The 26980-nt window shown below is 57.7% G+C and carries 28 protein-coding genes; 11 read left to right on the forward strand and 17 right to left on the reverse strand.

Annotated elements, in window-relative coordinates; translation table 11 throughout:
• Position 1 precedes the first annotated feature (1 nt).
• Positions 2 to 1075 (reverse strand): Holliday junction branch migration DNA helicase RuvB, encoded by a 1074-nt coding sequence (gene ruvB / locus PHQ58_RS16210; protein ID WP_300112706.1) that lies wholly within the window; start codon positions 1073 to 1075, stop codon positions 2 to 4.
• A 135-nt stretch (positions 1076 to 1210) separates the two neighbouring features.
• On the opposite strand from ruvB, the gene PHQ58_RS16215 reads away from it, so the two are divergent.
• Positions 1211 to 2479 carry a carbonic anhydrase gene (locus tag PHQ58_RS16215; protein ID WP_300112709.1) on the forward strand — a complete coding sequence of 423 codons (1269 nt, stop codon included), beginning with the start codon at positions 1211 to 1213 and terminating at the stop codon, positions 2477 to 2479.
• A 42-nt stretch (positions 2480 to 2521) separates the two neighbouring features.
• Here PHQ58_RS16215 and PHQ58_RS16220 read toward each other — a convergent pair whose 3' ends face one another.
• The 7 genes from PHQ58_RS16220 to ruvA all read right to left on the reverse strand — a co-directional run bounded on the left by PHQ58_RS16220 (position 2522) and on the right by ruvA (position 8741).
• Positions 2522 to 3385: an alpha/beta hydrolase gene (locus tag PHQ58_RS16220; RefSeq protein ID WP_300112712.1), complete on the reverse strand. Its 864-nt coding sequence runs from the start codon at positions 3383 to 3385 to the stop codon at positions 2522 to 2524.
• 24 nt (positions 3386 to 3409) lie between these two features.
• Positions 3410 to 4120 carry an ABC transporter ATP-binding protein gene (locus tag PHQ58_RS16225; protein ID WP_300112715.1) on the reverse strand — a complete coding sequence of 237 codons (711 nt, stop codon included), beginning with the start codon at positions 4118 to 4120 and terminating at the stop codon, positions 3410 to 3412.
• The gene (locus PHQ58_RS16230) at positions 4117 to 4881 is read right to left on the reverse strand and encodes an ABC transporter ATP-binding protein (protein WP_300112716.1); all 765 of its coding nucleotides are present in this window, start codon (positions 4879 to 4881) and stop codon (positions 4117 to 4119) included. The genes PHQ58_RS16225 and PHQ58_RS16230 overlap by 4 nt, the downstream gene beginning before the upstream one ends.
• A complete protein-coding gene (locus PHQ58_RS16235) occupies positions 4878 to 5882 on the reverse strand; it encodes a branched-chain amino acid ABC transporter permease (protein ID WP_300112852.1) in 1005 nt (334 codons plus the stop codon). Before PHQ58_RS16235 ends, PHQ58_RS16230 begins: the two co-directional genes overlap by 4 nt.
• A gap of 76 nt (positions 5883 to 5958) precedes the next feature.
• Positions 5959 to 6879 carry a branched-chain amino acid ABC transporter permease gene (locus tag PHQ58_RS16240; RefSeq protein ID WP_300112719.1) on the reverse strand — a complete coding sequence of 307 codons (921 nt, stop codon included), beginning with the start codon at positions 6877 to 6879 and terminating at the stop codon, positions 5959 to 5961.
• Positions 6880 to 6894: 15 nt separating this feature from the next.
• A complete protein-coding gene (locus tag PHQ58_RS16245) occupies positions 6895 to 8091 on the reverse strand; it encodes an ABC transporter substrate-binding protein (protein ID WP_300112721.1) in 1197 nt (398 codons plus the stop codon).
• A 77-nt stretch (positions 8092 to 8168) separates the two neighbouring features.
• Entirely contained in the window at positions 8169 to 8741 is a 573-nt protein-coding gene (gene ruvA, locus PHQ58_RS16250) for a Holliday junction branch migration protein RuvA (protein WP_300112723.1), read from the reverse strand.
• A gap of 40 nt (positions 8742 to 8781) precedes the next feature.
• On the opposite strand from ruvA, the gene PHQ58_RS16255 reads away from it, so the two are divergent.
• The 3 genes from PHQ58_RS16255 to PHQ58_RS16265 all read left to right on the forward strand — a co-directional run bounded on the left by PHQ58_RS16255 (position 8782) and on the right by PHQ58_RS16265 (position 11071).
• Positions 8782 to 9780 carry a PhoH family protein gene (locus PHQ58_RS16255; RefSeq protein ID WP_300112725.1) on the forward strand — a complete coding sequence of 333 codons (999 nt, stop codon included), beginning with the start codon at positions 8782 to 8784 and terminating at the stop codon, positions 9778 to 9780.
• Positions 9781 to 9868: 88 nt separating this feature from the next.
• A complete protein-coding gene (ybeY, locus tag PHQ58_RS16260; protein WP_300112727.1) occupies positions 9869 to 10312 on the forward strand; it encodes an rRNA maturation RNase YbeY in 444 nt (147 codons plus the stop codon).
• Between the two features lie 21 nt (positions 10313 to 10333).
• A complete protein-coding gene (locus PHQ58_RS16265; protein ID WP_300112728.1) occupies positions 10334 to 11071 on the forward strand; it encodes a Crp/Fnr family transcriptional regulator in 738 nt (245 codons plus the stop codon).
• Positions 11072 to 11131: 60 nt separating this feature from the next.
• Here PHQ58_RS16265 and PHQ58_RS16270 read toward each other — a convergent pair whose 3' ends face one another.
• The 5 genes from PHQ58_RS16270 to PHQ58_RS16290 all read right to left on the reverse strand — a co-directional run bounded on the left by PHQ58_RS16270 (position 11132) and on the right by PHQ58_RS16290 (position 14961).
• Positions 11132 to 11521: a type II toxin-antitoxin system VapC family toxin gene (locus tag PHQ58_RS16270; RefSeq protein ID WP_300112729.1), complete on the reverse strand. Its 390-nt coding sequence runs from the start codon at positions 11519 to 11521 to the stop codon at positions 11132 to 11134.
• On the reverse strand, positions 11518 to 11775 hold the full coding sequence (locus PHQ58_RS16275; RefSeq protein WP_300112730.1) for a CopG family transcriptional regulator: 258 nt from the start codon (positions 11773 to 11775) through the stop codon (positions 11518 to 11520). Before PHQ58_RS16275 ends, PHQ58_RS16270 begins: the two co-directional genes overlap by 4 nt.
• Positions 11776 to 11917: 142 nt before the next feature.
• On the reverse strand, positions 11918 to 12691 hold the full coding sequence (gene tfpZ, locus PHQ58_RS16280) for a TfpX/TfpZ family type IV pilin accessory protein (protein ID WP_300112731.1): 774 nt from the start codon (positions 12689 to 12691) through the stop codon (positions 11918 to 11920).
• 46 nt (positions 12692 to 12737) lie between these two features.
• Positions 12738 to 14501 carry an O-antigen ligase family protein gene (locus PHQ58_RS16285; protein ID WP_300112733.1) on the reverse strand — a complete coding sequence of 588 codons (1764 nt, stop codon included), beginning with the start codon at positions 14499 to 14501 and terminating at the stop codon, positions 12738 to 12740.
• The gene (locus PHQ58_RS16290) at positions 14464 to 14961 is read right to left on the reverse strand and encodes a prepilin-type N-terminal cleavage/methylation domain-containing protein (RefSeq protein WP_300112735.1); all 498 of its coding nucleotides are present in this window, start codon (positions 14959 to 14961) and stop codon (positions 14464 to 14466) included. Before PHQ58_RS16290 ends, PHQ58_RS16285 begins: the two co-directional genes overlap by 38 nt.
• Before the next feature lie 239 nt (positions 14962 to 15200).
• Here PHQ58_RS16290 and PHQ58_RS16295 point away from each other — a divergent pair, with 239 nt between their 5' ends.
• Complete coding sequence (locus PHQ58_RS16295) at positions 15201 to 15686, forward strand: hypothetical protein (RefSeq protein ID WP_300112737.1); 486 nt, start codon at positions 15201 to 15203, stop codon at positions 15684 to 15686.
• A gap of 162 nt (positions 15687 to 15848) precedes the next feature.
• Here PHQ58_RS16295 and PHQ58_RS16300 read toward each other — a convergent pair whose 3' ends face one another.
• The 4 genes from PHQ58_RS16300 to PHQ58_RS16315 form a co-directional block, all read right to left on the reverse strand.
• On the reverse strand, positions 15849 to 16040 hold the full coding sequence (locus tag PHQ58_RS16300) for a hypothetical protein (RefSeq protein ID WP_300112739.1): 192 nt from the start codon (positions 16038 to 16040) through the stop codon (positions 15849 to 15851).
• Positions 16041 to 16154: 114 nt separating this feature from the next.
• Positions 16155 to 18107, reverse strand: a complete 1953-nt coding sequence (locus PHQ58_RS16305; protein ID WP_300112741.1) for an amylosucrase — start codon at positions 18105 to 18107, stop codon at positions 16155 to 16157.
• 19 nt (positions 18108 to 18126) lie between these two features.
• Entirely contained in the window at positions 18127 to 18957 is an 831-nt protein-coding gene (locus PHQ58_RS16310; RefSeq protein WP_300112743.1) for an HAD-IIB family hydrolase, read from the reverse strand.
• A complete protein-coding gene (locus tag PHQ58_RS16315; protein ID WP_300112746.1) occupies positions 18954 to 21116 on the reverse strand; it encodes an HAD family hydrolase in 2163 nt (720 codons plus the stop codon). The genes PHQ58_RS16310 and PHQ58_RS16315 overlap by 4 nt, the downstream gene beginning before the upstream one ends.
• Before the next feature lie 158 nt (positions 21117 to 21274).
• Here PHQ58_RS16315 and PHQ58_RS16320 point away from each other — a divergent pair, with 158 nt between their 5' ends.
• From PHQ58_RS16320 to PHQ58_RS16345, 6 genes are all read left to right on the forward strand, one after another.
• A complete protein-coding gene (locus PHQ58_RS16320) occupies positions 21275 to 23338 on the forward strand; it encodes a ribonuclease catalytic domain-containing protein (protein WP_300112748.1) in 2064 nt (687 codons plus the stop codon).
• A 2-nt stretch (positions 23339 to 23340) separates the two neighbouring features.
• Positions 23341 to 24192, forward strand: a complete 852-nt coding sequence (locus PHQ58_RS16325) for an energy transducer TonB (RefSeq protein ID WP_300112855.1) — start codon at positions 23341 to 23343, stop codon at positions 24190 to 24192.
• 11 nt (positions 24193 to 24203) lie between these two features.
• A complete protein-coding gene (aroE, locus tag PHQ58_RS16330) occupies positions 24204 to 25037 on the forward strand; it encodes a shikimate dehydrogenase (RefSeq protein ID WP_300112750.1) in 834 nt (277 codons plus the stop codon).
• A gap of 4 nt (positions 25038 to 25041) precedes the next feature.
• Entirely contained in the window at positions 25042 to 25869 is an 828-nt protein-coding gene (locus tag PHQ58_RS16335) for a transglycosylase domain-containing protein (RefSeq protein WP_300112752.1), read from the forward strand.
• Between the two features lie 123 nt (positions 25870 to 25992).
• Positions 25993 to 26550, forward strand: a complete 558-nt coding sequence (locus tag PHQ58_RS16340) for an anion permease (RefSeq protein ID WP_300112858.1) — start codon at positions 25993 to 25995, stop codon at positions 26548 to 26550.
• Positions 26543 to 26977 (forward strand): anion permease, encoded by a 435-nt coding sequence (locus tag PHQ58_RS16345; RefSeq protein WP_300112754.1) that lies wholly within the window; start codon positions 26543 to 26545, stop codon positions 26975 to 26977. The genes PHQ58_RS16340 and PHQ58_RS16345 overlap by 8 nt, the downstream gene beginning before the upstream one ends.
• The last annotated feature ends 3 nt before the right edge of the window (positions 26978 to 26980 follow it).

Raw genomic sequence — 26980 nt, forward strand, 5'->3', positions numbered from 1 at the left:
TTCACACGCCAAACATGTCCAGCCCACCCTGCCCGCTTTGGTTAGCGGGCGGTGTCACACCCAAATGTTTGTACGCCGCCAGCGTGGCAATGCGGCCGCGCGGCGTGCGCTGCAGGTAGCCCTGTTGAATCAAATAGGGTTCAATCACATCCTCGATGGTTTCGCGTTCCTCACCAATGCTGGCGGCAATGTTGTCCAGGCCCACCGGGCCGCCGTCAAAGCGGTGAATCACGGCTTCCAGCAGCTTGCGGTCCATCAAATCAAAACCTTGCGGGTCGACATCGAGCATGACCAGAGCGCGGTTGGCAATGTCGAGCGTGATTTCACCCGCGCCTTTCACGTCGGCATAGTCGCGCACGCGGCGCAGCAAGCGGTTGGCTATGCGCGGTGTGCCGCGTGAGCGCCGGGCAATCTCAAAACCGCCTTGTTCATCAGTGGGCACCTTGAGCAGACCGGCACTGCGCTTGACGATGCGCGCCAGCTCCTCGGAGGTGTAAAACTCCAGCCGCGCCACGATGCCAAAGCGGTCACGCAGCGGGTTGGTCAGCATGCCCGCGCGGGTGGTGGCACCCACCAGGGTAAAGGGCTGCAAATCGAGCTTGATGGAGCGCGCCGCCGGGCCTTCGCCAATCATGATGTCGATCTTGTAGTCTTCCAGCGCGGGGTACAAAATCTCTTCCACCACCGGGCTCAAGCGGTGAATTTCGTCGATGAACAACACATCGTTTTTTTCCAGATTGGTCAGCAGCGCCGCCAAATCTTTCGGTTTTTCCAGCACCGGCCCGCTGGTCTGACGCAAGTTCACGCCCAGTTCAGCGGCAATGATGTGGCTTAGCGTGGTTTTGCCTAAGCCCGGCGGGCCAAACAGCAGCACGTGGTCTAGCGCCTCGTCGCGCATTTTGGCGGCACTGATGAAAATCTCAAGCTGTTCCCGCGCCTTGACCTGGCCCACGTACTCATCCAGCAGCTTGGGCCGCAGAGCGCGCTCAATCGCCTCCTCAAAGGGCGAGGCAGGGGCGTTGGACACCACACGTTTCGGCGGCGCTGGGGCAAAGTCATCAGTTTGGATACTCAAGGCAAGCTCAGTTTCAAGGCAAAGTGGCACTATAGCGCCCTGCATGCCCACCCCACGCGCTCAAGCCCCAGGCCACATCTGCCGATAACATGACAAGAGACCACTTACGGGCCACAACCTGACCCCAGCCCTGCCATGAAAACCACCCTATACGCCTTGAATCCACCCAGCTCTGCCATGGCGAGCGTGATGCGGCCTGCTCCCGGCTGGCAACAAGTTGCCACGTCTGCCCTGTTGACTGGCCTGTTTGGATTGGCATTGGTGACCCTGGCCATACCTGCCAGCCATGCAGCAGACGCGGCGGCCGACCACGGGGCCGCGCACACCCCGGCAGTTGCTAAAACTGCCGTAAAAAAACCAGTTGAGGCCACCTCTGCCCCGGAAGGCAAAGACATCGCGGTGGACATCAAGGCCGCACTGCGCGACAAACTCATCGACAGGAAGAGCCTAACCTTGGTCATCAAGGACAAGCCTGCACCCAGGCAAGCCGCGGCAGAACACGCAGCCGCACCGGCTGCCGCGCATGAACCTGCACCAGCGCGTGCACCCTCCCGTGCGCCGGTAGCCGTTGCCCATCGCACCGCCGCAGCACATGCACCGGTCGTGGCCAACCCACGCGCCAGCCGCGACTACATCAAGGCCAAGGCAGCCGCCCTCACCGGCCATGAAGCCCCCGCAGCGGGTGCGGACGCCCACGGTGGTGATGCCCACGGCGGTGATGTGCATTGGGCCTACGACGGTGAAAACGGCCCCCAAAATTGGGGCAAGCTCAAACCCGATTTCAATGTGTGCGCGATTGGCAAGCGCCAGTCACCCATCAACATTGAAGAGTCCGCCACCTTGCAAGGCCCGGCAGAACCCTTGCAGTTCAACTACACAGCCTCCAGCGGCTCGGTGGTCAACAATGGCCACACCATTCAGGTTGACCTGTATGGCGACAACACACTCACCGTGCGCGGCTCGGTTTACAAGCTGGTGCAGTTTCACTTTCATACCCCGTCTGAAGAGCAGGTGAATTTCCGCAACTTCGCCATGGTGGCGCATCTGGTGCATAAAAATAACGAGGGGCAATTGGCCGTGGTCGCGGTACTTTTGGACCCCGGTGTGGCCAACACCTTGATCAACAAGGTCTGGACCTACATGCCCCTGGACACGAGCGACCGCGTGCGCCTGCCAGGCGGCATCATCGACATGAACGAGCTTCTACCCAAAGACCAACGCTACTACCAGTTCATCGGCTCTCTCACCACCCCGCCCTGCACCGAAGGCGTGCTGTGGATGGTGATGAAACAGCCAACCCAACTCAGCCGCGAACAAATCCGTTTGTTCCAGCAACTGTTCCCCAGCAATAATGCGCGGCCGGTGCAGCCGGTCAACGGCCGGGCCGTGCGCAATGCCCAGTGATGGGGTAAACCGCAGGGCTGCACGCTTCATAAGTTGTGTGCATCAGGCCCCCAACCGACTTGCCAGCCATTGGCAAAGTGAGCTCCGCGAATTCTCAAAACCATGAATGCCCCGGTAGTGATCCGCGTCGGGTAACGCGCTCAACTCGCCCTGGTTGCCTGCCTCTTGCCATGCGGCATAAAAGCTGCTGGCTTGGCGGGCAAATTCTGGCGTTTCTTCGTCGCCCCAATTCACCCAAATCGGGATGTGGCAAGCACGCACTGAAAACAACGGCGAATTGCGACGAATCACACCCTCGTCAAGTTGGATCATGGGTTGCAAATAGCTGTAGCGCAGCGGTGAGATATCGTAAATGCCGCTTACCAGCACCGCCGCCGCCAAGGGGGCTCGCGGCAAACCGTAGTCTTCTTCCCAAGGCGTTTGCAGGCACATGGCCGTTAAATGCGCACCCGCAGAATGCCCGCCCAGCGCCACACGCGCCGGGTCGCCCCCATGCTTTGCAATGTTGCGCAAGGTCCAGGCGACAGCAGCGCGCACTTGCCGCGTGATTTCATCAAGGGTCACGCGCGGGCACAAGGCGTAATTCACCACCACCGTGGTGATGCCCAGCGGCTGCAGACCCAGTGCGATGCAACTGAAGTCTTTGCTTGACAGGGCCCGCCAATAACCACCGTGCAAATACACAAACACCGGCGCGTTGGGGGTGTCTGCCGGGAATATGTCCAGCGTTTCAGTCCGCGTTGGGCCATAGGGCACGTCCAGCAGGCAGCGCAATTGATTGCGGGCCTGCGCAGATTGCGCTGCGTAATATTTGCCGGGGGCGCTTGGGTCAACGAGCTTGATAGCCGGGTTGTACTGCGCGTCAATCTGCGCTTGGGCGTCAAATTCACGGTAAAGGTTTGCCATGGTCACTTTCCAAAAGTAAAAGACTTAGACCCCGATGTAGCGCTGCCAAATCGCTGGATCAGCCGCCAACTGGGTTGAATCCCCCTGCCATACCACCTGCCCACGCTCAATGATGGTGTGCTGATTTGCCAGCCTGATCAGCCGCTGCACATACTTATCGATCACCAAAATGGTCTGCCCTCGTGCGCGTAACTTGTCCAGACAGTGCCAGATGTCTTCACGCACCAAGGGCGCCAAACCCTCGGTGGCCTCGTCCAGAATCAGCAAATGCGGGTTGGTCATCAGCGCGCGGCCAATCGCCAGCATTTGCTGCTCACCACCTGACAACTGGTTGCCCATGTGGCGCGTGCGCTCGGCCAGGCGGGGAAACAACTCAAACACACCGTCAAGGCACCACGGGTTGGCCGTGCCGCTGCGGTTGGCGGCAAATGCCACCAGGTTCTCTTTGACCGACAGGTTGGGGAAAATCTGCCGACCCTCGGGCACCAGTGCCAGCCCCATGCGGGCAATGCGATCAGGTGAGCAATGGTCAATGCGTTCGCCCCGAAAACGCACCGTGCCACGCAGGGCGGGTGTCAAGCCCAGTATGGCGCGCAGCGTGGTGGTCTTGCCCATGCCGTTGCGCCCAAGCAGCGTGGCAACTTCACCCGCCTTGACACAGAAGCTCAGACCAAACAGCACTTGACTGGCCCCGTACGCGACTTCCAGTTCGTCAACTTCAAGCAGCGCACTCATACGGTGGCCGCCTCATCGTCGCCCAAATACGCCAGCCGAACTTCGGGGTGGTTCCGAATCTCGTCAGGCGTACCGCAGGCAATCACCCGGCCATACACCAGCACTGAAATGCGATCAGCCAGCCGAAACACCGCGTTCATGTCGTGCTCCACCAGCAAAATCGTAGCTTCGCCACGCAGGCTTTGCAACAGGCTGACCATGCGCTCGGACTCATCCGGCCCCATACCGGCCATGGGTTCGTCCAGCAGCAAAAGCTTGGGCCGAGTGGCCAAGGCCAAGCCCACCTCAAGCTGGCGCTGCTCGCCATGCGACAAGGCACCCGCCAGTCGCTGCATCTTTGGCACCAACCCCACCCGCTCAACCACCTCGGTGGCATAGGCATAGCGCTCGGTATCGCGCCGCGCAGGCTTCCAAAAATTCAAGCTGTGGCCCGCGTGTGCCTGCACTGCCAAGGCGACGTTGTCGAGCACCGAAAGCCGCTCGAAAATACTGGTGATCTGGTACGAGCGGGCCAAACCATGGCCCACGCGGGCGTGCATGGGCATGCGGGTCACGTCCATGCCGTCAAAATTGATTCGCCCGGCACTGGGAGCCAGCGCGCCAGAAATCAGATGAAGCAAAGTGGTTTTGCCCGCGCCATTGGGGCCAATCAGCGCGTGAATTTCTCCCGCCACCACATTCAGCTGCACATGGTCAGTGGCCAGCAAGCCGCCAAATCGTTTGACCAACCCGTCCACATGCAACAAAGTGCTGTGCGTCATGGCGTTGGCCTGGTGGGTGCGTCGCCCACAGGCAAGCGGGCATCGCGTGGTTTTTTTCTGCTCAAACTCAGCAGCCCGTTGGGTGCCAGTAACACCACCCCCAGCAAGGCCGCACCCAGGCCAAACTGCCAGTGAATCGTTGACGCACTTAAAACTTCTTCCAGCACCAAAAACACCACGGCCCCGACAAAACCACCGTAAAGGTGCCCGACACCGCCCAAAATTACCATCACCATCAACATGCCGGACTCGCTCCACTGCATCATGGACGGGCTGACAAAACCGCCCTGCTGCGCCAACAAGGCACCCGCCAGCCCAGCGCAAGCACCCGCCAACACGAAGGCCATGAGTTTGAAACGGTACACCGCAAAGCCGATAGCCACCATGCGTGTCTCGTTCTCACGAATGGCTTGCAGCGCATGACCAAAAGGCGAATTCAGCAGCCGGTGCAAGGCCAGAAACACCAGCACCAGAAGCGCCAGCACCAGGTGGTAAAAGCTCGCGTCCTGGCTCAGATCCAGGCCAAATCCGACCTCAAAACGACCCGATAACGACAGCCCGTCGTCACCCCCGAAGGTCTTGAGTGACACCATCAGGTAGTACAACATTTGCGCAAAGGCCAGCGTGATCATGATGAAGTACACACCCTTGGTGCGCAGGCTGATGGCCCCGATGAGCAAGGCAAACAAGCCACCCGCAACAAACGCCAGCGGCAATGCCAGCCAGGCCGAGGTGAAGCCGCTTTGCATCAAAATGCCCGCGGCATAAGCCCCCACGCCAACAAACGCAGCATGCCCAAAACTGACCATGCCGCCAAAACCCAGAATCAAGTTAAGGCTGGTGGCCGCCAGCGCAAAAATCAAGATGCGGCTGGCGACGCCGATATAAAACGTTTGCCCCACAGCCTGGGCCAGCAGCGGCAACAGCACCAGGCCAATCAGCAAAACCAAACCGGTGCGCCAGCGCAAAGGCTGGTCCAGCAGACCTGGCGGCAAGCGCATGGGCGCAACGGCTGCCACTGGCACGGGCGCAAGTGCCCGGGCTGCGTCCAGCTGCTTGCCAGGTGTGGCGTCCAACTCAGCCACGGGCCGGAAACAGCCCTTGGGGCTTGAAAAATAGCACACCGGCCATCAGCACATAAATCAGGATCGACGCCACCGCGGGCCCTGCGTTGGCTGCCACTTCTGGCCCAAAGCTGCGCTCAAACGCATAAGGAATCAGGGCGCGCCCGGCCGTGTCCACCACGCCCACCAGCAGCGCACCCAGCAGTGCGCCGCGCACAGAACCAATGCCGCCGATGACGATGACAACAAACGCCAAAATCAAAATGCTCTCACCCATGCCCACCTGCACCGCCAGCAGCGGCCCGAGCATGCCCCCGGCCAGCGCGCACAAACCCGCGCCAAAGGCAAACACCAGGGTGAACAAGCGCTGCACATCAACGCCCATGGCCAACGCCATCTCTCGGTTAGAAGCCCCCGCCCGCACCTGCATGCCCACACGAGTGCGCGTCACCAGCACATACAAAAGCGCTGCTGCCGCCAGCCCCACGGCGATGATGAACAGTCGGTAGGCCGGGTAACTGAACCCCGGCAACAGTTCCACCGGGCCAGCCAGTGCAGCAGGTGGATTGAGTTCGATCGGCTGCGAGCCCCACACCATGCGCACCGCCTCGTTGCTCATCAAAAGGATAGCAAAGGTGCCCAGCACCTGCGACAAATGGTCTCGCTGGTAAAGGCGGCGCAGCACCGACACCTCAAGCAGGGCACCGAGTGCAGCCGTGGCAGCAATGCCGCCTGCCAGCCCCAGCCAGAAGGAGCCGCTGGCCAGGCTGATGCTGGCAATCAGGTAAGCACCCACCATGTAGATGGAGCCGTGTGCCAGGTTAATCATGTCCATGATGCCAAACACCAGCGTCAGCCCCGCGGCCAGCAAAAACAGCATCAAACCGAATTGCAGACCGTTGAGCGACTGCTCCAGAACCAAAATACCCGTCATCAGACCTGCGTGCCTTTACAGGGCTGGCATCTTGCACTCACCCACATAGGCATCCGCATGGTTTTTGAACACCGTGCCCAGCGTGCGGTTGGTGATGCGGCCTTGTGCGTCTTTGGTGATCACGCGCAGGTAATAGTCCTGAATCGGGAACTGGTTGCTGTTGAACTTGAAAGCACCACGCACCGAGTTAAACTTGGCCGCTTTCAGCGCCTTATGCACCGCGTCCTTGTCGTCGAGCTTGCCTTTGACATCACGCACCGCCGCATCCATCAGCCTGGCAGCGTCATAACCTTGTGCCGCATACAAGGTGGGCAGGCGGCCATAGTCCTTTTGAAAATCGGCCACAAAGCGCTTGTTGGCGGCGTTGTCCATGTCATGCGCCCACTGTGAGCTGTTGAACATGCCCAGCATGGGCTCGCCTACGGCACGAATCACATCTTCATCGGCCGAGAAACCCGGGCCAAACAACGTCATGTCTTTGGACAAACCCGCACCCACAAACTGCTTGATGAAGTTGATGCCCAAGCCGCCTGGCAAAAAGATGTACACCGCGTCGGCACCCGAGGCGCGCATTTTGGACAGCTCTGAGCCGTAATCCAGCTGACTCAAAGGGGTGTAGGTTTCAGAGGCAATTTGTCCTTTGAAATAACGTTTGAAGCCGGCCAGCGCATCCTTGCCTGCGGGGTAGTTGGGCGCCAGCAGCGCCACTTTCTTGAAACCCTTGTCTTGCACGGTCTTGCCGACGGCTTCATGCAGGTTGTCGTTCTGGTAAGAGGCGCTGAAAAAATACGGGTTGCACTGCGCACCAGCGTACTGCGAAGGGCCTGCGTTGGCGCTGATATAAAAGGTTTTGGCGTCGAATATTGGCTTGCCCACAGCCAGCATCACATTGGAAAACACCACACCGGTCATGAAATCGACCTGGTCTTGCTTAACCAGGCGGTCAGCCGTTTGTCGGGCGGCATCAGGCTTGCCCTGGTCGTCGGCCACGATCACCTCCACCGGCAAGCCACCGAACTTGCCGCCCGAATGCTTCAAAGCCAGGTTAAAACCATCACGAATGTCAACACCCAAGCCCGCGCCAGGGCCGGACAAGGTGCTGAGCATGCCAACCTTAACCTTGTCAGCGGCCAGGGCGGGCCCTGCCAATAAAGTGCATGCAGCCGCTGCGGCCAGAGTCAAACGAAGCGCATTGAGACCAGATGTTTTCATCAAAATGTCCTGTCGGGGGTTGAAAATAAATTGCACCAAATGGTAATTCAGGTGGGCATTGTCGCGTCACACCAGAGCTACTTCCCCAGCGCCCGCAAAGCCAGCTTGATGCCGTCGCTCACACCCACTTCTTTGGGCAGCGCTTTCAGGGCGGCAGCGGCTTCCTTGTCGTTGTAGCCCAGCGCCAGCAAGGCCTGCAAAATGTCAGACTGCGCATCATTGGCCACGGTGGCCACCACACCAATGTCTGGCCCGAGCTTGCCCTTGAGCTCTAGCAACAGGCGCTCGGCGGTTTTTTTGCCAATGCCGGGCACCTTGATGAGCCGGCCGCCCTCCTGCAGCGTGATTGCCTGGGACAACTCGGCCACACTCATGCCAGACAAAATTGAGAGCGCCGTACGCGGCCCCACACCAGAGATTTTGATGAGTTCGCGAAACGCCTCACGCTCCTGCGCGGTGGCAAAGCCGTACAAAATTTGCGCGTCTTCACGCACCACAAAATGCGTCAGCAGGCTCACTTTGCCACCCAGCTCGGGCAGGTTGTAAAACGTGCTCATGGGCACAAACACCTCATAACCCACACCGTGGCAATCCACAATGACCTGCGGCGGGTTTTTGGTGTCGAGTGTGCCGGTTAATTTACCAATCATTTTTTGCCTATCATGGGTAACTTAATCAGGAATTATCAACGTGATCCTTCGCCACATTTTCTCCCCACCCAACAACACCCGCCTGGGCCACCTGTGCGGCCCGATGGACGCCCATTTGCGCACCATCGAGACCGCCTTGCAGGTCAAAATTGCGCATCGGCATGAGCAGTTCAAGGTGGATGGCCTCAAGGCCAACGCCAAACGCGGCATGGAAATGTTGCAGGCCTTGTACGAGATGGCGGGGCGCCCAATTGAGCCGCGTACCGTGCAGCTGATGCTCTCAGGCGATGGTGACGTGAATGGCACCGAGGGCCCGTCGCTAAAAACCAAACGCGCCGACCTGAAGCCACGCTCCATCAACCAGGCCAACTACCTGGACCACATTGCCAGCCACGACATCACCTTTGGCATTGGCCCAGCCGGCACCGGCAAAACCTATCTGGCGGTGGCCATGGCCGTAGACGCTTTGCAGCGCAGCAGCGTGCAGCGCATTGTGCTGACCCGCCCGGCCGTAGAAGCCGGCGAGCGCCTGGGCTATTTGCCGGGTGACCTGGCGCAAAAGATAGACCCTTATTTGCGCCCCCTTTACGACGCGCTGTATGACCTGATGGGTTTTGAGCAAGTGCAAAAAGCCTTTGAGCGCCAAACCATTGAGATCGCGCCGCTGGCTTTCATGCGCGGGCGCACCCTGAACACTGCATTTGTGATTCTGGACGAAGCGCAAAACACCACGCCCGAGCAAATGAAGATGTTTTTGACGCGCATTGGTTTTGGCTCCAAGGCCGTGATTACTGGTGACGTGAGCCAGATCGACCTGCCCGCCACCCAGCTCAGCGGCCTGATTGATGCTGAACGTGTACTCAGAGGTGTTGAAGGCATTGCCATGTGCCGCCTGACCAGCGCTGATGTGGTGCGGCACCCGCTGGTGGCGCGCATTGTGGACGCCTATGACGCACCCGGGCGCTACAACCCGCATCCAAGGGACGACGCCACAGAGCCAGTCGCCCCCCGTAGCCGCGCTCGCAAGCTTTCTCAATGATTCAATTATGCTATATATTAAATAGCTTATAGCGCATATAAATAAAGGGCTAGAAGCCATTTTCTTATATATTTACCGACCAACGACCATGAACCAACTTACCCTATCCTTGCAATTTGGCAAGATCGCTGATGCACCGCTGCACCGCGCCGCCCTGCCCCGCCACAAAGTCACCCGCTGGCTGCGCGCCGCCCTGCAAGACGACGCCGAGATCACCGTGCGCATCGTCGATACAGAAGAGGGCCAGACGCTGAACCGTGATTACCGCCAGAAAGACTACGCAACCAACGTGCTAACCTTTGACTACACCCAAGAGCCAGTGGTAACCGCCGACCTGGTGCTGTGCGCGCCCGTGGTGGCCGCCGAAGCCAAAGAGCAAAACAAAACCCTGGAAGAACATTACGCCCACCTACTGGTGCATGGCGCCTTGCACGCCCAGGGCTGGGACCACGATGAAGACGAAGACGCACAAGTGATGGAGCTGCGCGAAAGCGAAATCATGGCCCGCCTGGGGTTTGAGAACCCCTACTGATTGATCCAGCCAAGAACTACCATGTCAAAAATAGTGAGCGCCGCACCGCCCAACCCCAAGCTCAATCAAATCCTTGCGCGGCTTCCAGCTGCGGAATACGAGCGCCTGCTGCCTGACTTGGAACTGGTGCCCATGCCCCGCAAATGGACCATGTCGGAATCTGGCGACCACGTGAATTTTTTGCACTTTCCCACCTCGGGCATCGTCTCGCTGATTTACGACCTGGAAGACGGGTCTTCTAGCGAAGTGGCGCTGGTGGGTAACGAGGGCATGGTCGGCATCTCCATCTACATGGGCGGCGACAGCTTACCCAGCAGCACCGAAGTGCAAAGCGCCGGCAGCGCCTACCGGCTCAGCCGCAAGGTCATGAAGCATGAATTTTCATTGGGCGGCAAACTGCAAAGTCTGGCGCTGCTTTACAGCCAGGCACTGATCTGCCAGACCTCACAAACTGCCGTGTGCAACCAGCACCATTCCGTGGAGCAACGCTTTTGCAGGTGGCTGCTGATGAGCATCGACCGCCTGCAAAACAACAAAATGGCCATCACCCAGGAACAGATTTCGCACCTGCTGGGCATTCGCCGAGAGAGCGTCACACAAACCGCCGGCAAACTGCAAAAAGACGGCCTGATTGCCGTGGCGCGCGGCTGCATCACCGTGGTGGACCGACCGAAACTTGAGGCGCGGGTCTGCGAGTGTTATGCCGCTGTGACGAAGGAATGCGAACGCTTGCTGCCCGCACCGAAGGCGCCTAAATAGGCGACAAAAAGACAACCAAACCAAAATCTCTGTCTGCGCAGGGTTGCCGTTTTTATCGATTCAAGCACCAAACAGCACCACATCGTCCATTGGGTAATGCTTGCGGTTATGGGTCCACAGTGGACATTGATGCACACGTGCCGTTGCTGCCAGCAGAAAATCTTCTAGCGATATGCCTTGGAACGTCTTACTGAAACGTTTGGCATAAAGCCCTGCTGTGCGTCCGGTCTCAGCATCCAAATCTATCTGCTGGCACAGTTTAAAAAAAGCTTCGATGGACTTGTGCTCGCGCTCAAACGCACCAGCGTAAATTTCGGCAACGACCACAGGGCTGATCAAGAACATGGTTTTTGAGGCGACCAATGTCAAAAACTGAGCAACTACATCTGGCTTCTTCTTCAAAAGATCAATGACCACATCGGTATCAAGCACCATCCTTTGCGTCGTCATGATGCGTCGCTTGGGCGCAAGATGCGGCTTTTGCTGCGAATGTTGCTGACATAGGTCTGCGCATCTGTGGTGGCAAAACTCTCCAGCGGCTTGAGTCGCTCAAAATACGCTTGTGCATCTGCAACGGGGTCTTTGTGAATGTCGCTTTCAAGCGTGCGGCGAATCAGCTCTGAAATGCTGACTCGCATGCTCGCTGCGCGCAGCTTCAGGTGGTCATAAAGATCGTTTTGCAGGTAGATTTGGGTACGGTGCATGGTAGATACCTGATCAATTTAATGTATAAAAGTGTACATCACTGATGGTAAATTTTCAGAAAATCCATTTCGTTCGAACCTGGCCCCGCCATTAGGGTTCTTCTATGGCAAAAAACACGCAGTAAAAAGCCCCGCCGTTTAACTAAAAAGAATCCAAAGGCATGAATGCCACGACTTCGGCCGTGGCCGGGTCAAGAAATACCGTCCAAAACGATTTGCGCCCAACCATTGGCGTGTAAACCATTGATTCTGGCGCGTGGCCTGCCTTGGCGATGACAGCATCAATTGCAGTTGCCTGAAGCGGGAACTTGGCCTTCAGTTCAACGATCGATTTGGCCGCTTGCCGAATTTCACTTTTTGCTGCGGCATAAGGCTGCCAAAGGTCGGGGCGTGCGCTCAATGAAAGACCCTCTAGCGCAGCCAGGGTGGCCGCCATTTTTTCGTTGCCATCGCGGAACGGGCGCAGTGACAGCAGCGTCGGGCCAGTGAGCGGCAAGGCCACCACATCACGCGGTGCCAGGTGAAGCAATTCAACCGGAATGTCAACCGCGTGCACCACCCGAAAACGGTCGTATTCAAACACCATGTGCACCGGGCGCGCCGCAAACACAGTCCACAGGCCGTAGCCCAAGGCAGCCAATTGGATCACCACAACGATCACCAGATCGCGCCGCAGTTCTGCCCACGGTTTAGCACGGTTAAACACGGCGAGCGTAATCAAGGGGCCAAGAATGACATCCACCACCACCAAGAGCAAGAACAGTTCACGTCCACCTGAAATATCCCGGTAGGGGTAGGGATACCAAAGTCCGAACACCAACAGTGCAGCCAGTAGCGCAACAACAAGGCTGAGCCCCAAGTGAATGCCACTGGCTTGAAGGCGGTCTTTCCATAAAAGTGAAGTTACGGTTTGCATGATCGTTTAGTCTTGATGAAATGTAGGGAAGTTGTATCAACAGCTATCAATCCGCACCAACAACGGCGGCAAGTTGAGGATACTTTTCTTTCATTAAACGCCGCAATTCCCTTTGACAGGCTAAGTAATATGCATTGCCATACATACCACGAATAATGGCCAGTTGATGGTTTGCCTTTGCAGGATCGTCATTAAGAGCCAAAGCCAACGCATATCGGAAATGCGGCACATTGTCGGCAAATCGCTGCGACACAACGCGTAGCGTTTCCAAATCTGTTTTTTGCATATTAGGCTCAATGACCAGCCGTCTAGATTTGAGCATCGTACCCATTTGCGACAGCATCCACACGTCAGGAATTTCATAGGTCTCTGACGTTTTTCCAATACGTAGATTTTCGAACCTTACCACCCTAAAGTCTTCTTCGATCAAAAAGTACTCATAGGTCAGACAACTGCCTATTGGCAACCATAAAGCCAGCAAGCCCCACGCCCAACGCACATTCAGTGTGATCATCCTGACTGGAACCTGAGACGCTTCCACCACACCCACCATCAACCCGGCAGTGATTAAAAAGTAAGCATAAGCAAACGGATACTCCAGCATGCTGTGCACAGCAAGAGGCAATAGGCAAGTCATGGCGTAAACGGCATCTAGGCGCTTGCTGGCAATAATGCGAGTAACAAACCAGTAAGCGACAGCACCGGTCAGCAAAAGCCCTAATGGCAGGCCGTTCCAAGCCAACATGTCCAACACAAAATTGTGCGCGTAGGTGTACGGGAGCGATCCTGGGTAGGCGATTGCCCCCACTGCACTGGCTGTTGCTGTCTGGTTCCAGCCATAACCGACCCAAGGGGATTGCATCACGGCGTAGCCAATCTGTTGCCAAATGCGAAATCGCTCGCTAATGGCCTCTGGCGACCGGATGCTGCGTACGTCACTCAGCAGCAGAAGCTCATTGAGATACGGCAAAGCCAGTGTGCCAATGAGAAAGCATGCTGCCCAACAAGCCACTGCCTTGCCGGACAGGCGCGACTTGATGGCACCTTTGCGCCACATGAGATAAGCAGCCACGATCAACACGCTGAGCATGCCCGTGCGAGATTGCGTCAGGATCAACACCCCGGTCATGAAACCAATACAAAGCGCAAAAGCGAGGCGGCCAATTGCGCCACGTTCAAACACATAAGTACAAGCCGACATGCCCATCAACAATAGTGTTGCCAATTGATTGGGTTGCCCCAGGTTTCCCATGGCACGGTCACCAGCATCGGCATGGATAACGTACATACCCAAGGGGTTATCGACATTCAGCCATTGCGCCAGGCCAATGACCGATGAGACCATAGCTGCGATCCAGAGGCAATACATCAGCCAGGTCAAATCATCGTCGGTTTTGCGCGTGTCCACGTTGGTCAAGTGGTAGCCAACATAAACTGCAGCCAAAAGGCCCGAAAGATACAGTGATGACATCAATGCATCACCCGCAAAAGAACTGACACTGCCAGCATATTGAAACCACGGTACCAGCACCACAACCGCAATCCATGCGCAAGCCCGTGGCAACGAAACAAAGTTTGATTGACACGGAATGGCGCTAGCAAGAAGGAAACCAAGTCCTATTAGCGCCATCAACTCAGCGTGGAAATTTACCCATGGCCGATAGTGGTCATAGGCCAGCCACGACAGCGTGAAAAACAGTAACCCGAAAGCGTAGGGGCGTGAAATGCGCATAAAAAAAGCGGCCGAAGCCGCTTGTTTTGTGTATCTAAATTTAAAGCGCCTTGCATGAGCCAGGTAGGTACTTGGCATTCATTGTTCCTGGGCCGCAGATCCAAGAGTTAACTGGCAGTCCCATCGCTGGTTGTGCGCACGCGGCGAAAGTGGTTTGTGTTGAAGCCGAACACGGAGCCATCTTGATGGTGCCATCGATACCGGTTCCCAAAGCTTGAGACGTCACAGTAATCAAGCCACCGCCAACCCCGCCTGCAGTTATGCCGTCAGCGGTTGTCACCGTCGAGACATATTTAGTGCCAGAGCCCGAGGCAATTTCACAGCCCCATTTACCAGCCAAAGGCGCAACTGTTCCTGTCTGAATGGCTTCGGTCATTCCCGTACGACAAGCCGAAGCCGCCAAAATCACTTCAGAAACCTTAGCCTTTACCGTGTAATCCTGATAAGCCGGCAAAGCCACCGCAGCCAAAATACCGATGATCGCGACAACGATCATCAACTCGATCAGGGTAAAACCCTTTTGCATAGAACGCTTCATGTTGAGCTCCAAAAGTTAAGAATAAGAACACTGAGAACGAAGACATATCAGCAGATTCCGTGCCACACCCCAAAAACCATCAAAGATCGTAGGAATTCGCCTCTTCAGCAACGTTTCAGTCCAATTCAGCCTTCAAAAAGCATTTCCAGCATGAAATGACACGGTTTTTTGCGTGCCACTGACCAAATGACACAAACCCAAGGGTGTCACAGCACCAGAGGGTGATTAACATGCAGCTCATGGAAGCAAACACACTCACCGTCAGCATTGAAACCGCCGTGGCGGTCACCGACCGTAGCCGCAGCACTTGGTGGCGGCACTTGTCCGAGGGCAAGGTGACCCGTGTGACGGATGACGCCCGGGGGCGCGCCATGCTGGCTTGGGCGGATGTGGCGCCAGAAATCTCAGTCCCCATGGACGCCGACGAGCTGGCTTTGGTGTTGCGCGCTGACGCCGGTGAGTCAGAGGCTCAAAACGAGCTTGGCCAGATTTTTCTACACGCTGACAAATTCAAATTGGCGCTTTATTGGCTTCGGCTAGCCGCCGGCAAAAACAACGCCGATGCGATGCAATGGCTGGCTCACTGCTATGTCAGTGGCAAGGGTGTGCCCAAAGACGATTATTTGGGCGTGATGTGGCTGGCCAAGGCCGCAGCGCTCGGCCATGTGCTTGCGCAAGGGCAGATGCGTGGGTTACTAAGGCAGAGCTGTTCCATGACGGATTAATGACCCGGTAAGCTGAGCTGGCGCACAAAACGCCACTAGAAACTTGCGGGCTGCAGCGTTTTATTCAGCGAGGACATGAATATTGATGAAACCTTGGAGGGAGCGCGCATCGTGAGCCCGCTCGCTTGATGCGGGCATAAACATGGCCCAAGCTCAATCCAATCAATGCGGCTCGCGCGGTTGCGTTGGCTCAAGCGGTTCTGGCTCGGCTGGTTTTTCGGTTTTTGGCTCGGGGGCTGATGCCAAGTCTGGGTGGCACATTTTTTCGCCATCCCATTGCTGTCCGCACCAGCAATGGCCGTTTGCGTCAATGATGCAGGTGCCGGTTCCGCAGCAGCGGTCGTCGTCATTCATGGTGGGTCCTCGGTAAGTGGGGTTTCCAGTTTATTTCCAAATCATTGCGGTCCAGGCGCGATGAGGGTTTACTGCCCCTTTCACGCTTTTTTAAGTACGAGACCGCACTTGGACTCAGTCAATCAGCCAGCAACAAACAAGCGGAGGGATCGTGACCGCGTCGTTTTCAACCTTGAGGCGCTCGCCAGAACATAACTCTCGCATGGCATCCTGCTGAAACAAGCCATAGGGGCGCAAGGCACCAAGTGCGAGCTTTTGTGCACTGTTGTTGAAGTTGCTGGCCACCAACACCCGGTTGCGCGGGTTGTGCAGGTCGGTGCGCAAAAACACCAGCAGGTTGGGGTTATCCACGGTCAGTAACTGTCGATTGTCAAAATCTGCAAACGCACTCAACTCCTTGCGCATGGTGATCATTTTTTTCAGCGCACTGAAGATGCGTTGCTCTACCGTGCCACTCTCGTGGCGCATGGCAGCCTTTTGCCAGTCGAAATAAGAGCGATTCACCCAGCGGTTGTCATCCCGCTCAGCGGGGTCGGCCAGATAGGCCAGGCTGTTAAGCGTGCCAATGGCATCGCCGTAGTAAAACAATGGAATGCCACCAAAGGCAAGAATCAGGCTGTGCAGCATCAAAATGGTTTTGATGGCGGCCTCAATGGCTGCCGGGTCTTCACTGGCCAGCGCTGCTTCAAGACCAGCCAGCGAGGCCAGCGAGCCCGATATGCGGGCATCGCCGGTTTTGGGATTCTCACCAAACGGCAACCCCCGCGCGACCGAGGTGGGAAACCGTCCTGTGAAGTAGTCAAGCAGAAAGCGCCGGTGCTGCACCGGGTCATAGCCTGACAGACGCACGTCCTTGTCGTCAAAGCCCAGGCCAATGTCGTCGTGGCAGCGCACATAGTTAAGCCAAGTGGCCCGCTCCAGCTTGGCAGGCAAATGCTTGATGCCCTGGTTCAGCAGCACGGCATTTTTGGTCGCCACCCCGTCCCATAGCAAAGACATGAGCGTGGCGTTGTAGGCTATCTCGCACTCCTTGGCATTAATGGCATCTTCGCCAAAATACTTGGCCACCTCACTGGGCGCCACAATGGCCTCGGCAATAAACAACACGCCCGGCGCAGTGACCTGGCAACAGTCCTTCATCAACTGCAACAGCAGATGCGCCTCGCGCTCGTTCTGGCAAGTGCTGCCAATCTTTTTCCACAAGAAGGCCACCGCATCAAGACGCAAAATGTCGGCTCCCTGGTTGGCCCAGAACAAAATGATGTCAATCATCTCGATCAACACTGCCGGGTTGCGGTAGTTCAGGTCCCACTGGTATTGGTTGAACACCGTCATGACCCACTTGCCCATGGCGACATCCCAGGTGAAGTTGCCGGGGGCAGTGTCGGGAAAGACCTCGGGCATGGTTTCTTCAAAGGTGTCAGGCATCTCGCGATCGTCAAACACGTAGTAATAATCTTGGAATTTTTTGTCACCCTGGCGTGCTTTTTGGGCCCACTCATGCTCATTGGAGGTGTGGTTGACGACCACATCCAGCACCAGCAGCATGTCGCGCTTCTTTAATGTGGCGGCCAGCGCTTCAACGTCGTGCGTGGTGCCGTAGCGGGCGTCCACCTTGAAATAGTCCCTGACCGCATAACCACCATCGGCATGGTCTGGCGGGCAATCCAGAATGGGCATGATGTGTAGCATGTTGATGCCCAGGTCTTGCAGGTAGGGCAACTTGGTGCGCAAGCCTTTCAGGTCGTTGGCAAAGCGATCGCAGTAGAGCGCCATGCCAACCCACTTCTGGCTCAGAAACCAGTTGTAGTCCCGCTCCCGGGCCAGGTCTGACTTGCGCAGATGCGGGCTGCGCTCCATATAGCGCAGCGCAAGCGTTTCCACCAGGCTGACCATTTGTGTCTTGAAGTCGGGCCGATCACCGTAGAGCAAGTGAAGCAAGGAATGGATGGCGTAAAAGTTGGCCCCAAGGCGGGTGTAGAAGTGGCGCAGCCGAAAGTTGCCAATCTCGGGCTTGAGCTCCATTAGGATCTCGTTGAGCATGGCGTGGGATGCTTGTTCGTACATCAGTGATCTCCAAAAGGGTTCAGTTTTGCGCGCACAGCCAGGCACCCAGGTCCGGGTGGTAATGGGCCACTCCTTCAAGAATGCCGGCGCTGTAATTGCCATTCATGCCCAAGTAGCCGCCCTGCGCAACATACAGGGTGTCAGGGTTGGCAGCGGCCACCCAACTTTTCACTTGCGCGTCGGCATTGGCCACCAGCACGGCTGGAATGCCGCTGAGCAGCACATCCAGGTCATTGCCGCTGTCGCCCGCAAACAGGGTCTGGTGGTCGGTGTAACCGGTTTGTTTCATCAAAAATCGAATGGCGTGTAGCTTGTTTGCGCTGGCGGGCAGGACATCGAGCAAGCCGAGCTGGGCGGGCTCATCAATGCTCCAGATCAGATTAGCTTTGATGTGCACCTGTTTCAGGCGGGCATCAACCTCACGGATCAAGCTTTGAAAATCTTCTGCCAGCGCCACGTGGTAGCTGAGCTTGTGAAGATTCTGCTTTTCCAGTGGCTGCAGGTGTAACGCCGGAAAGACGCCCAGCACGCGGCACAGATCGTCATGCGTCAGGTCCTGCCAATCCGGGGCGATGTGCGCACGCCAAGCATCATTGGGCTCCCATCCAGCTGGCGTGACCCGGTAAATCGTCGACCCCACATCAGCGATGGCGAAATCGGGCGTGGGCAAATCGAACTCGACCATGGCCTGCTCAATGAGTGCACGATGCCGGCCGCTCACATAGGCCAGCGCCACATCATCGCGGCGTACCAGTTGCCGAAACAGCGCCAGCGCCCCGTGGGAGGCGGGCTGCGCGCCATTGGGGATCAGCGTTCGGTCCAGGTCGGTGCAGACCAGCAAGCGCCTCATACAGCTGACCCCGCGTTGTCGTCGGCGAAAAATTGGTAATGTGCCATGGCCTCCAGAATGCCTGCGGCACATGGCTGCTTTGAGAAATAGATTTTCTCGATGTTGGCGAGATCGGACAGCTCAGCAAGGTGGCGGTTGTCTACCACTACCCCCAGCGTGTTGCCGCGCAGCATGTCACTGTCTGCGCCAGTGACACCAGCGACCAGTGTTTTCTCCAGCGAAAAGCCAAATTGCTCGGCACACCAGCGCAGGGCGAGGCCCTTGGACGCGCGCATCGGGAGCACATCCAGAAATTGACCAAAAGAAAAAATAACGTTCACTGCCTGTTCATTGCGCAGCAGAAGTTGCCGGATCTCGTTGGCATTGGTCAGCGCAGGATTAATGTAGTAGCTCAGCTTGAATGCGCTTTGGTTGCTCTTGGCTTGCATTGTCAGGCCCGGCACCTCGTGAAGAATCTCGCGTACGGCCTGCCGATTCCACAAGTGGTCGATGTGGCGCGCCCAAACGGCATCCTCGGTCAAGTTGGGTGCGTAATGAATTTGCGTGCCCTGCCCGGTGATCAGCACGTCGGGTTGAGGAATCTGATGACGTTTTAACGCAATCAGCGCATCGTCCAGGCTGCGCCCGGTGGCAATGCCAAAAATGATGGACTTGCGGTGCGTGTGCATGGTCTGCAAAAACGGTGCCACCGACACTGTGTCCCCGATCAGATTCAGGTCCAGGCTGGTGAAAATTGCCCGGTCACGGAACATACCCGCGCGCCGACGCAACGTCATGCGGGTAAGGGGCTCGGTTTTTTCCACCAGCGGTCGGATCACCGAGAGGTAGCTTTCAACATGCGCCGACCACGAGTAAAAGTGCCGCACCCCCTCAACACCATTCCTGGCCAGGCGCCGCCAAGCGGTCTGGTCTGAGAGGGTTTGCAGCAGCGTGGCCGTCATCGCCTCCTTGTCCAGCGGGTTGATCAGATGGCCGTTGTGGCAATTGCCAATGATGTCGATCGGGCCACCATCCTCGGTGGCCACAATCGGCAGACCACAGGCTGCCGCCTCAATCAGCGTCAGTCCAAACGGCTCGGTCAGCGCCGGGTTGCAAAACACCCCACGCGAGACGGCCGCCAGGCGGTACAACACGGCCACCTCTTCTTGCTTGTGGTGTTTTGGGTAGGCCACCTTGCCGTACAGGTCGTATTTATCGATGGCCAGCAAAATTTCAGTGAGCACTGTTTTGGCGACGTTTTCCATCTCTTGAATGTCGTCGCGGTTGCCCGCCACAATGACCAGGTTAGCAGCCTCCTGCAGGGCCGGGGACGCACCGTAGGCTTCAATCAGCGCCACAATGTTTTTCTTTGGGTCGGGGCGTGACAGCGCCAAAATCATCGGCTTGTTGGGCTGACTCAGATAGCGTTTGAGCTCCAGGGCAATCGGACTCTTCTTTTCATCGCCCACGGGCGGAAAAAATTGGGTGAGGTCTGTGCCCGGTGGCACTACACGCATGCGCTCAGGCTGGTAAAAATCGTACAGACCGTATTGCTGCTCAATCTCCTGTTGGGTGCTGGTAATGACACGCACGGCAGTGCCCAACGTGGTTTCTTCGGCCTCAATACGGCGTGAGATATGGTAAGTTGACTCGATCTCGCTGCGCTTGATGCCGCTGGCCAGCAACTGCTGGCGCTTGTTTCGGCCCAATGAGTGACCTGTGTGCACCAGGGGAATACCCAACTGGTGCGACAGGCGCGACCCGACATAACCGGCATCGGCGTAATGGCTGTGAATCACATCAGGCATGCGCGGCTGGCTCTTGAGGTAAGCCAACACGTTGTCCGAAAAATTCTCCAGCGAGTCCCACAACATTTCCTTGCGCAGGTACTTTTCTTCGCCGCATTCAATGCGCACGATGCTGGCTTTGCCAGACAGCGGCTCCAGCACTTCGGCGTAATCCGCGCTAACCTGACTGTCGACCACGCGCCGCGTCAGCAGCACCACTTGTTCGACATCCGCACGCTCGCCCAAAGCACGGGCCAGTTCCACCACATACTTGGTTTGGCCACCGGTGTCGGCATCGCGCCCAAGCTCCAGGTCATGGCCACGAATCAGGCCATGCACACTGATCAGGACAATGTACAAAGGCTTTTTACCAATGACTGCTTGCTTTTTCATAAAACCCTCCTAGGGGTAAGTGGATGCGATTGGTCAGGCGTGGCCATGATGCGCCCGTCTTGCGCGGTGCGCCCTTTTCACGTCTTGGATGCCCGGACAAAAACCGCCGGACACGGGGTCTGGGCCTCGACACCAGCCAGCCATGGGACAATTCCGAAATGTACTTATTATTTGAAGAAACCGGCAAGTTCCTGGCCGGGCGCATCCTCTCTGAAGCCGACACCTCTGCGCAGGTAGAACTTGACTCGGGCAAACGCGTCAAGGTCAAGGCCACCAATATGTTGCTCAAGTTCGAAAAGCCCACCCCGGCAGAACTCATGGCCAACGCGCAAGCCGTGGCCGCTGGCATGGAACTGGACATGGCCTGGGAATTTGCGCCCGAAGGCGACTTTGCCTTTGCCGAACTGGCGCGCGACTATTTCTCTGAGCACGCCACGCTAGAGCAACAAGCCGGCACCTTGATGGCGCTGTACGACGCGCCGCATTACTTTCGCCGGGCAGGCAAGGGGCGCTTCAAAAAAGCGTCTGCTGACATCCTGGCGCAGGCGCTGGCCGCGATTGAGAAAAAGAAGCAAATCGTCCTGCAAATTGAATCCTGGGTGAAAGACTTGAGCTCTGGGTCATGCCCGCAGCCGATTCGAGACCAGCTTTACAAGATTCTCTTCAAGCCCGACAAAAATGCGCCTGAATACAAGGCGGTGGTGGAAGCCTCGCGCGCCACGCACCTGGGCCCGCTGGACCTGCTGATCAAGGCCGGCGCGATTGACTCGCCCTACCAGTTTCACTGGAAACGCTTTCTGCTGGAAAACTTCCCCAAGGGCACTGGCTTTCCGAAGCTGGACGCACCACTCATCATTGACGAGCTGCCGCTGTCGAGCGCCCGGGCGTTTTCCATTGACGATTCGGCCACCACCGAGATTGACGATGCGCTCTCGGTGCAAGGCCTGGGCAGCGGCACCGTGTTAGTGGGCATTCACATCGCCGCGCCAGCATTGGCCATTGCCACTGGCAGCCCGGTTGATGCGGTGGGCCGCATGCGGCTGTCTACGGTTTACATGCCAGGCTACAAGCTCACCATGTTGCCCGATGACGTGGTGCAAAACTACACCTTACAAGAGGGGCGTGACTGCCCGGCGGTGTCTTTGTATGTGACGCTGGATGAAGCCACGCTGGAGATCAAGGCATCTGAGACCAAGCTGGAACGTGTGCACATTGGTGCCAACTTGCGCCACGACCAGTTGGACGCCGTGGTCACGCTCGACTGGTTGCAAGACCCAATTTTTGAGCATGATATTGACCCCAAGCCCTTACAGCATAAGCGCGAGAAGCTCTCATTTTTATACAAATTGGCACAAGACCTGAAAGCCAAGCGCGAGGTGGTTCGCGGCAAGCCAGAGAACTTCAACCGGCCCGACTACAACTTCAAGCTAGTTGGCAACGAAGGCCGCGAGCCAGACGGCACCGAGCAGGTGCAGATCAGCGTGCGCCAGCGCGGCGCGCCGCTGGACTTGATCGTCTCTGAGGCCATGATTCTGGCCAACAGCACCTGGGGCAGTTGGATGGCTGAGCTGGGCGTGCCCGGCATCTACCGCAGCCAAGCATCCATGTTGCCCGGTGTCAAAGTGCGCATGGGCACCAAAGCGCTGCCGCACGCCGGCATTGGCGTCAAAAGTTACGCATGGAGCAGCTCACCGCTGCGCCGCTACGTGGATTTGGTCAACCAGTGGCAAATCATTGCCTGCGCGCGGCACGGCAAAACTGCCGCCCTGGCGGCACCTTTCAAGCCCAAAGATGCTGAGCTGTTTTCCGTGATCTCCAGCTTTGATGCCGCTTACTTTGCCTACAACGGCTACCAGAACGCCATTGAGCGCTTTTGGACGCTCAAGTATGTGCAACAAAACGCCATCACCGAGATTGAAGCCAGCCTGTTCAAGGACAACCTGGTGCGTGCCGACCACCTGCCCTTGGTGCTGCCGGTGATGGGCGCCCAGGGCTTGCCGCGCGGCGCCCGCGTGCGGGTCAAATTAGGCGACATCGACCTGGTGTCGCTGGACATTCACGGCACCGTCATTGAACGCCTGGACGCCGAACCCGAAGCGCTGGACGCCGACGAAGACCTGGACGACGACACCGTGGCTGGCCCCATCGCCATTGCCATGGACACCACGGAGGCTGAAGCTACCGACACCGTTGCGCCTCAAGAGGCAACCGCCGCACCGTGAACCTGCGCCGCTTCAGTACCCTTCAGATCGCCTTGGGCGCATCCCTTGTGGTGCATGCGGCCCTGCTGACAGTGCGTTTTGTTGACCCAGAGGCGTTTAACCGGGTGTTTCAGGACACCCCGCTGGAAGTGATTCTGGTCAACGCCAAAACCGACGAGGCGCCACCTAAGGCCCAGGCCATTGCCCAAGCCAACATGGCCGGTGGCGGGGAAGCCGAGCGTGGCCGCGCCACCAGCCCGCTACCTCCCGCGCTGGTAAACATGAGCGGGGACGACACCACGCCCGACCAGGAGCGCCAGTTGCACGACATGCAAGCCCAGCAGGCGCTGATCCTCAGCCAGGTCAAGAACATGTTGGCCAGCCTGCCGCCGACCGACCCGCAGCAGGCCGACACCACGCCCGAGCAGGCGCAACGCGAGCAAAAGCGGCGCCAGTTGGTCAAGCTGCTGGCCGAAATTGAGCGGCGTATCAACCTTGAAAACGCCCGGCCCAAAAAGCGCTACATCAGCCCGGCCACGCGCGAAGCTGCCTATGCCGTGTATTACGACAAACTGCGCCGCGCCATTGAAGACAAAGGCACCGAGAACTTCCCGCAGCAAGGTGGCAAAAAACTGTATGGCGAACTCACCATGATCGTCAACATCAACCACGACGGGCGCGTGCTGGGCACGGAAATTGTTCAAAGCTCGGGCATTGCCGCGCTGGACCGCCGCGCCCAGGCCATTGCCCGCAGCGCCGGTCCGTTTGGCAAATTTGATGCCGCCATGCGCCGCCAAGCTGACCAGATTGCCGTGGTGTCACGCTTCAAGTTCACCCGCGACGACACCCTGCAAACCAAACTTAGCACCAACTGAACCCACGCCACATGACACTTGACCACTACTGCGTGATGGGCAACCCCATCAGCCACAGCCGCTCACCCTGGATTCACACGCGCTTTGCCGAACTCACTGGCCAGACCATGCTGTACGACAAGCGCGAAATCCCGCTGGACCACTTTGACCGCAGCATTCACGCCTTCATTGCCGAGGGCGGACGCGGTTGCAACATCACCGTGCCCTTCAAGTTTGAAGCCGCCGCGATGGCCACCCACACCAGCGAGCGCGGCTTGCTGGCACAAGCCTGCAATGTGCTGACCTTCAAAGACGGCCAGATTCTTGGCGACAACACCGACGGCATTGGCCTGGTTGATGACATCGAACGCAACGCAGGCTTGCCCCTGAAGGGCCTGCGCCTGCTGCTGATTGGCGCCGGTGGTGCCGCAGCGGGTGTGCTCGGGCCGCTGCTGAACGCGCAGCCGGCCCACATCAGCGTGGCCAACCGCACGCTGAGCAAAGCTACCGAACTGGTAGCGCGCCACCATGCTTTGGCAATGCTACAAAATACAGAGCTGCTTGCGCATGATTTACAAGGGCTAGAGGGTGATTTTGATGTCATTATCAATGGCACAGCCAGCAGCCTCGGTGGCCACGGCGTGCCCGTGAGTGAGCACGTTTTGAAGCCTGGCGCATTGGCCTACGACATGATGTATGGCCCCGGCGCACAAGGATTCATGGACTGGGCAAGTTCCCACGGTGCCGTGCCGCGCGATGGCCTGGGTATGCTGGTGGAGCAAGCCGCTGAAGCCTTTTTGATCTGGCGTGGCGTGCGGCCACCGTCTGGCCAGGTGCTGGCTGAACTGCGCAAACTCTTGGGCTAAGCCGATGAAGCCTGTGCTGCGCTGGCTCGCACTGGTGGCCATTGGCTTGGTGCTGCTGCAGCTGTTTTTTGTGGCGCGCATTGCCACCATGCTGGTGATTGACCCGCAGTCCACCGCCTTTGAGCGTTCTGAAGCCTGGCGCGTGCTCACAGAAACTGGCAGCTTGCGCTGGCGCCAGCAGTGGACGCCTTACGACAAAATCTCCAACAACCTCAAGCGCGCCGTGATTGCCAGCGAGGACGACGGTTTTGCCAACCACGACGGTGTGGACTGGAATGCACTTGAAAAAGCCTGGCAGAAAAATGCCAAGGCCGAAGAATCGGTAGCCAAAGCACAAGCCAGGGCTGAAGCCGCTGCACAAGCCCAGCAAGCCCGGGAAGACAGAAGAAACGCCACCAGAAAAACGCCCGCGTCACCACCCAAACCGGCGCCCACCGTGGTGGCCAAACCCGTCAAGGGACCCAAGGTGATCGGTGGCTCCACCATCACCCAGCAACTGGCAAAGAACCTGTTTTTGTCGGGCGAGCGCACCTTGCTGCGCAAGGGTCAGGAGTTTGTGCTGACGCTGTTGCTGGAAGCCATTCTTGACAAGCAGCGCATTTTTGAGATTTACCTCAACAGCGTGGAATGGGGTGAAGGCGTGTTTGGTGCCGAAGCCGCCGCGCAGCACTACTTTCGCAAGCCCGCCGCACAGCTCAGCGCCTATGAAGCCGCCCGGCTGGCGGTGATGTTGCCCCGGCCCAAGTATTTCGAGAAACTGCCCAATTCAAGCTATGTGGCAGGCCGCGCCGGCGTGATCGCCCGCCGTCTGGAAAGCGCCGAGCTGCCCTGAAGGCACCTGCCTAAGTTTGGCACTACATGCGGCCCGCGTCTGTCGGGCACTGCACAGACTTTGAGAGACACGAGAAACTACCCTGATCGTGTTTCTCAGCAGTGCTGGAAACCGTTGACTCGATTGTTTCAGTGGCGGCCCAGCAACACGGCACGGGGCGGGGGCATCATGCACCCGATCATACGCTCCATCGCTGGCAGCTTCAATTCATCGCCCGAGGAAGGCACCTCGGGCAAGATCGGGCGCTACTTGGCGTTGGTCAACTACCATGCCAACCCCATCACGTCGGCTATGTTCATTACGGCCACTGCACCCAACCCGCTGATCGTCAAGTTTGTGGCGGAAGCCACGGGCGCACAGATTTCTTTGACATGGAGCACCTGGGCGCTCGCCATGTTGCTGCCAGGCTTGGCGGCCATGGCGTTGATGCCCTTGGTGATTTATTGGATATCACCGCCCGAAATCAAGGACACGCCAGACGCAAGCACATTCGCCGAGGGCAAGCTCAAAGAGCTTGGCGCCGTCAAGACGAACGAGAAAATATTGCTCGCAGTGTTTGCGTTGTTGCTGGTGATGTGGGCCGGCATTCCCGCCATGCTGATGGGTAAGGGATACGAGGTAGACGCAACCACCGCAGCGGCATTGCGGCCTGGCGCTGCTGCTGATCACTCGTGTGCTTGAATGGGACGATGTGCTCAAGGAAAAGGGCGCTTGGGACACCATCGTCTGGTTTGCCGCGCTGGTGATGATGGCGTCTTTTCTGAACAAGATGGGCTTAATTTCCTGGTTTTCCAAATCGGTCCAAACCGGGATCCTGGGACTGGGCTTGGGCTGGCTCGGGGGCGTGACTTTGCTGACTCTGATCTACATGTATGCGCACTATTTCTTTGCCAGTACCACCGCGCACATCACAGCCATGTTCGGCGCATTTTTTGCTGCCGGCATTGCGCTCGGCGCGCCGGCCATGCCGTTTGCGCTGCTGCTGGCTGCCATCTCGTCAATCATGATGACGCTGACCCACTATGCCACGGGCACCTCGCCCATCATTTTCGGCTCGGGCTACGTGACACTGGGGCACTGGGGCACTGGTGGACGGTGGGTCTGGTGATGA

It is taken from the genome of Rhodoferax sp., assembly GCF_028688795.1.
Lineage (GTDB): Bacteria > Pseudomonadota > Gammaproteobacteria > Burkholderiales > Burkholderiaceae_C > Rhodoferax.

Excerpts from the sequence above, each read along its gene's own strand:
- PHQ58_RS16305 (WP_300112741.1), bottom strand. The coding sequence starts at position 18,107 with ATGTACGAACAAGCATCCCACGCCATGCTCAACGAGATCCTAATGGAG.
- PHQ58_RS16335 (WP_300112752.1), top strand. The coding sequence starts at position 25,042 with ATGAAGCCTGTGCTGCGCTGGCTCGCACTGGTGGCCATTGGCTTGGTG.
- ybeY (WP_300112727.1), top strand. The coding sequence starts at position 9,869 with ATGAACCAACTTACCCTATCCTTGCAATTTGGCAAGATCGCTGATGCA.
- PHQ58_RS16240 (WP_300112719.1), bottom strand. The coding sequence starts at position 6,879 with ATGACGGGTATTTTGGTTCTGGAGCAGTCGCTCAACGGTCTGCAATTC.
- PHQ58_RS16320 (WP_300112748.1), top strand. The coding sequence starts at position 21,275 with ATGTACTTATTATTTGAAGAAACCGGCAAGTTCCTGGCCGGGCGCATC.
- PHQ58_RS16225 (WP_300112715.1), bottom strand. The coding sequence starts at position 4,120 with ATGAGTGCGCTGCTTGAAGTTGACGAACTGGAAGTCGCGTACGGGGCC.
- PHQ58_RS16315 (WP_300112746.1), bottom strand. The coding sequence starts at position 21,116 with ATGAAAAAGCAAGCAGTCATTGGTAAAAAGCCTTTGTACATTGTCCTG.
- PHQ58_RS16310 (WP_300112743.1), bottom strand. The coding sequence starts at position 18,957 with ATGAGGCGCTTGCTGGTCTGCACCGACCTGGACCGAACGCTGATCCCC.
- PHQ58_RS16245 (WP_300112721.1), bottom strand. The coding sequence starts at position 8,091 with ATGAAAACATCTGGTCTCAATGCGCTTCGTTTGACTCTGGCCGCAGCG.
- PHQ58_RS16295 (WP_300112737.1), top strand. The coding sequence starts at position 15,201 with ATGGAAGCAAACACACTCACCGTCAGCATTGAAACCGCCGTGGCGGTC.
- PHQ58_RS16265 (WP_300112728.1), top strand. The coding sequence starts at position 10,334 with ATGTCAAAAATAGTGAGCGCCGCACCGCCCAACCCCAAGCTCAATCAA.
- PHQ58_RS16300 (WP_300112739.1), bottom strand. The coding sequence starts at position 16,040 with ATGAATGACGACGACCGCTGCTGCGGAACCGGCACCTGCATCATTGAC.
- aroE (WP_300112750.1), top strand. The coding sequence starts at position 24,204 with ATGACACTTGACCACTACTGCGTGATGGGCAACCCCATCAGCCACAGC.
- PHQ58_RS16220 (WP_300112712.1), bottom strand. The coding sequence starts at position 3,385 with ATGGCAAACCTTTACCGTGAATTTGACGCCCAAGCGCAGATTGACGCG.
- tfpZ (WP_300112731.1), bottom strand. The coding sequence starts at position 12,691 with ATGCAAACCGTAACTTCACTTTTATGGAAAGACCGCCTTCAAGCCAGT.
- ruvA (WP_300112723.1), bottom strand. The coding sequence starts at position 8,741 with ATGATTGGTAAATTAACCGGCACACTCGACACCAAAAACCCGCCGCAG.
- PHQ58_RS16215 (WP_300112709.1), top strand. The coding sequence starts at position 1,211 with ATGAAAACCACCCTATACGCCTTGAATCCACCCAGCTCTGCCATGGCG.
- PHQ58_RS16275 (WP_300112730.1), bottom strand. The coding sequence starts at position 11,775 with ATGCACCGTACCCAAATCTACCTGCAAAACGATCTTTATGACCACCTG.
- PHQ58_RS16270 (WP_300112729.1), bottom strand. The coding sequence starts at position 11,521 with ATGACGACGCAAAGGATGGTGCTTGATACCGATGTGGTCATTGATCTT.
- PHQ58_RS16285 (WP_300112733.1), bottom strand. The coding sequence starts at position 14,501 with ATGCCAAGTACCTACCTGGCTCATGCAAGGCGCTTTAAATTTAGATAC.
- PHQ58_RS16290 (WP_300112735.1), bottom strand. The coding sequence starts at position 14,961 with ATGAAGCGTTCTATGCAAAAGGGTTTTACCCTGATCGAGTTGATGATC.
- PHQ58_RS16230 (WP_300112716.1), bottom strand. The coding sequence starts at position 4,881 with ATGACGCACAGCACTTTGTTGCATGTGGACGGGTTGGTCAAACGATTT.
- PHQ58_RS16235 (WP_300112852.1), bottom strand. The coding sequence starts at position 5,882 with ATGCGCTTGCCGCCAGGTCTGCTGGACCAGCCTTTGCGCTGGCGCACC.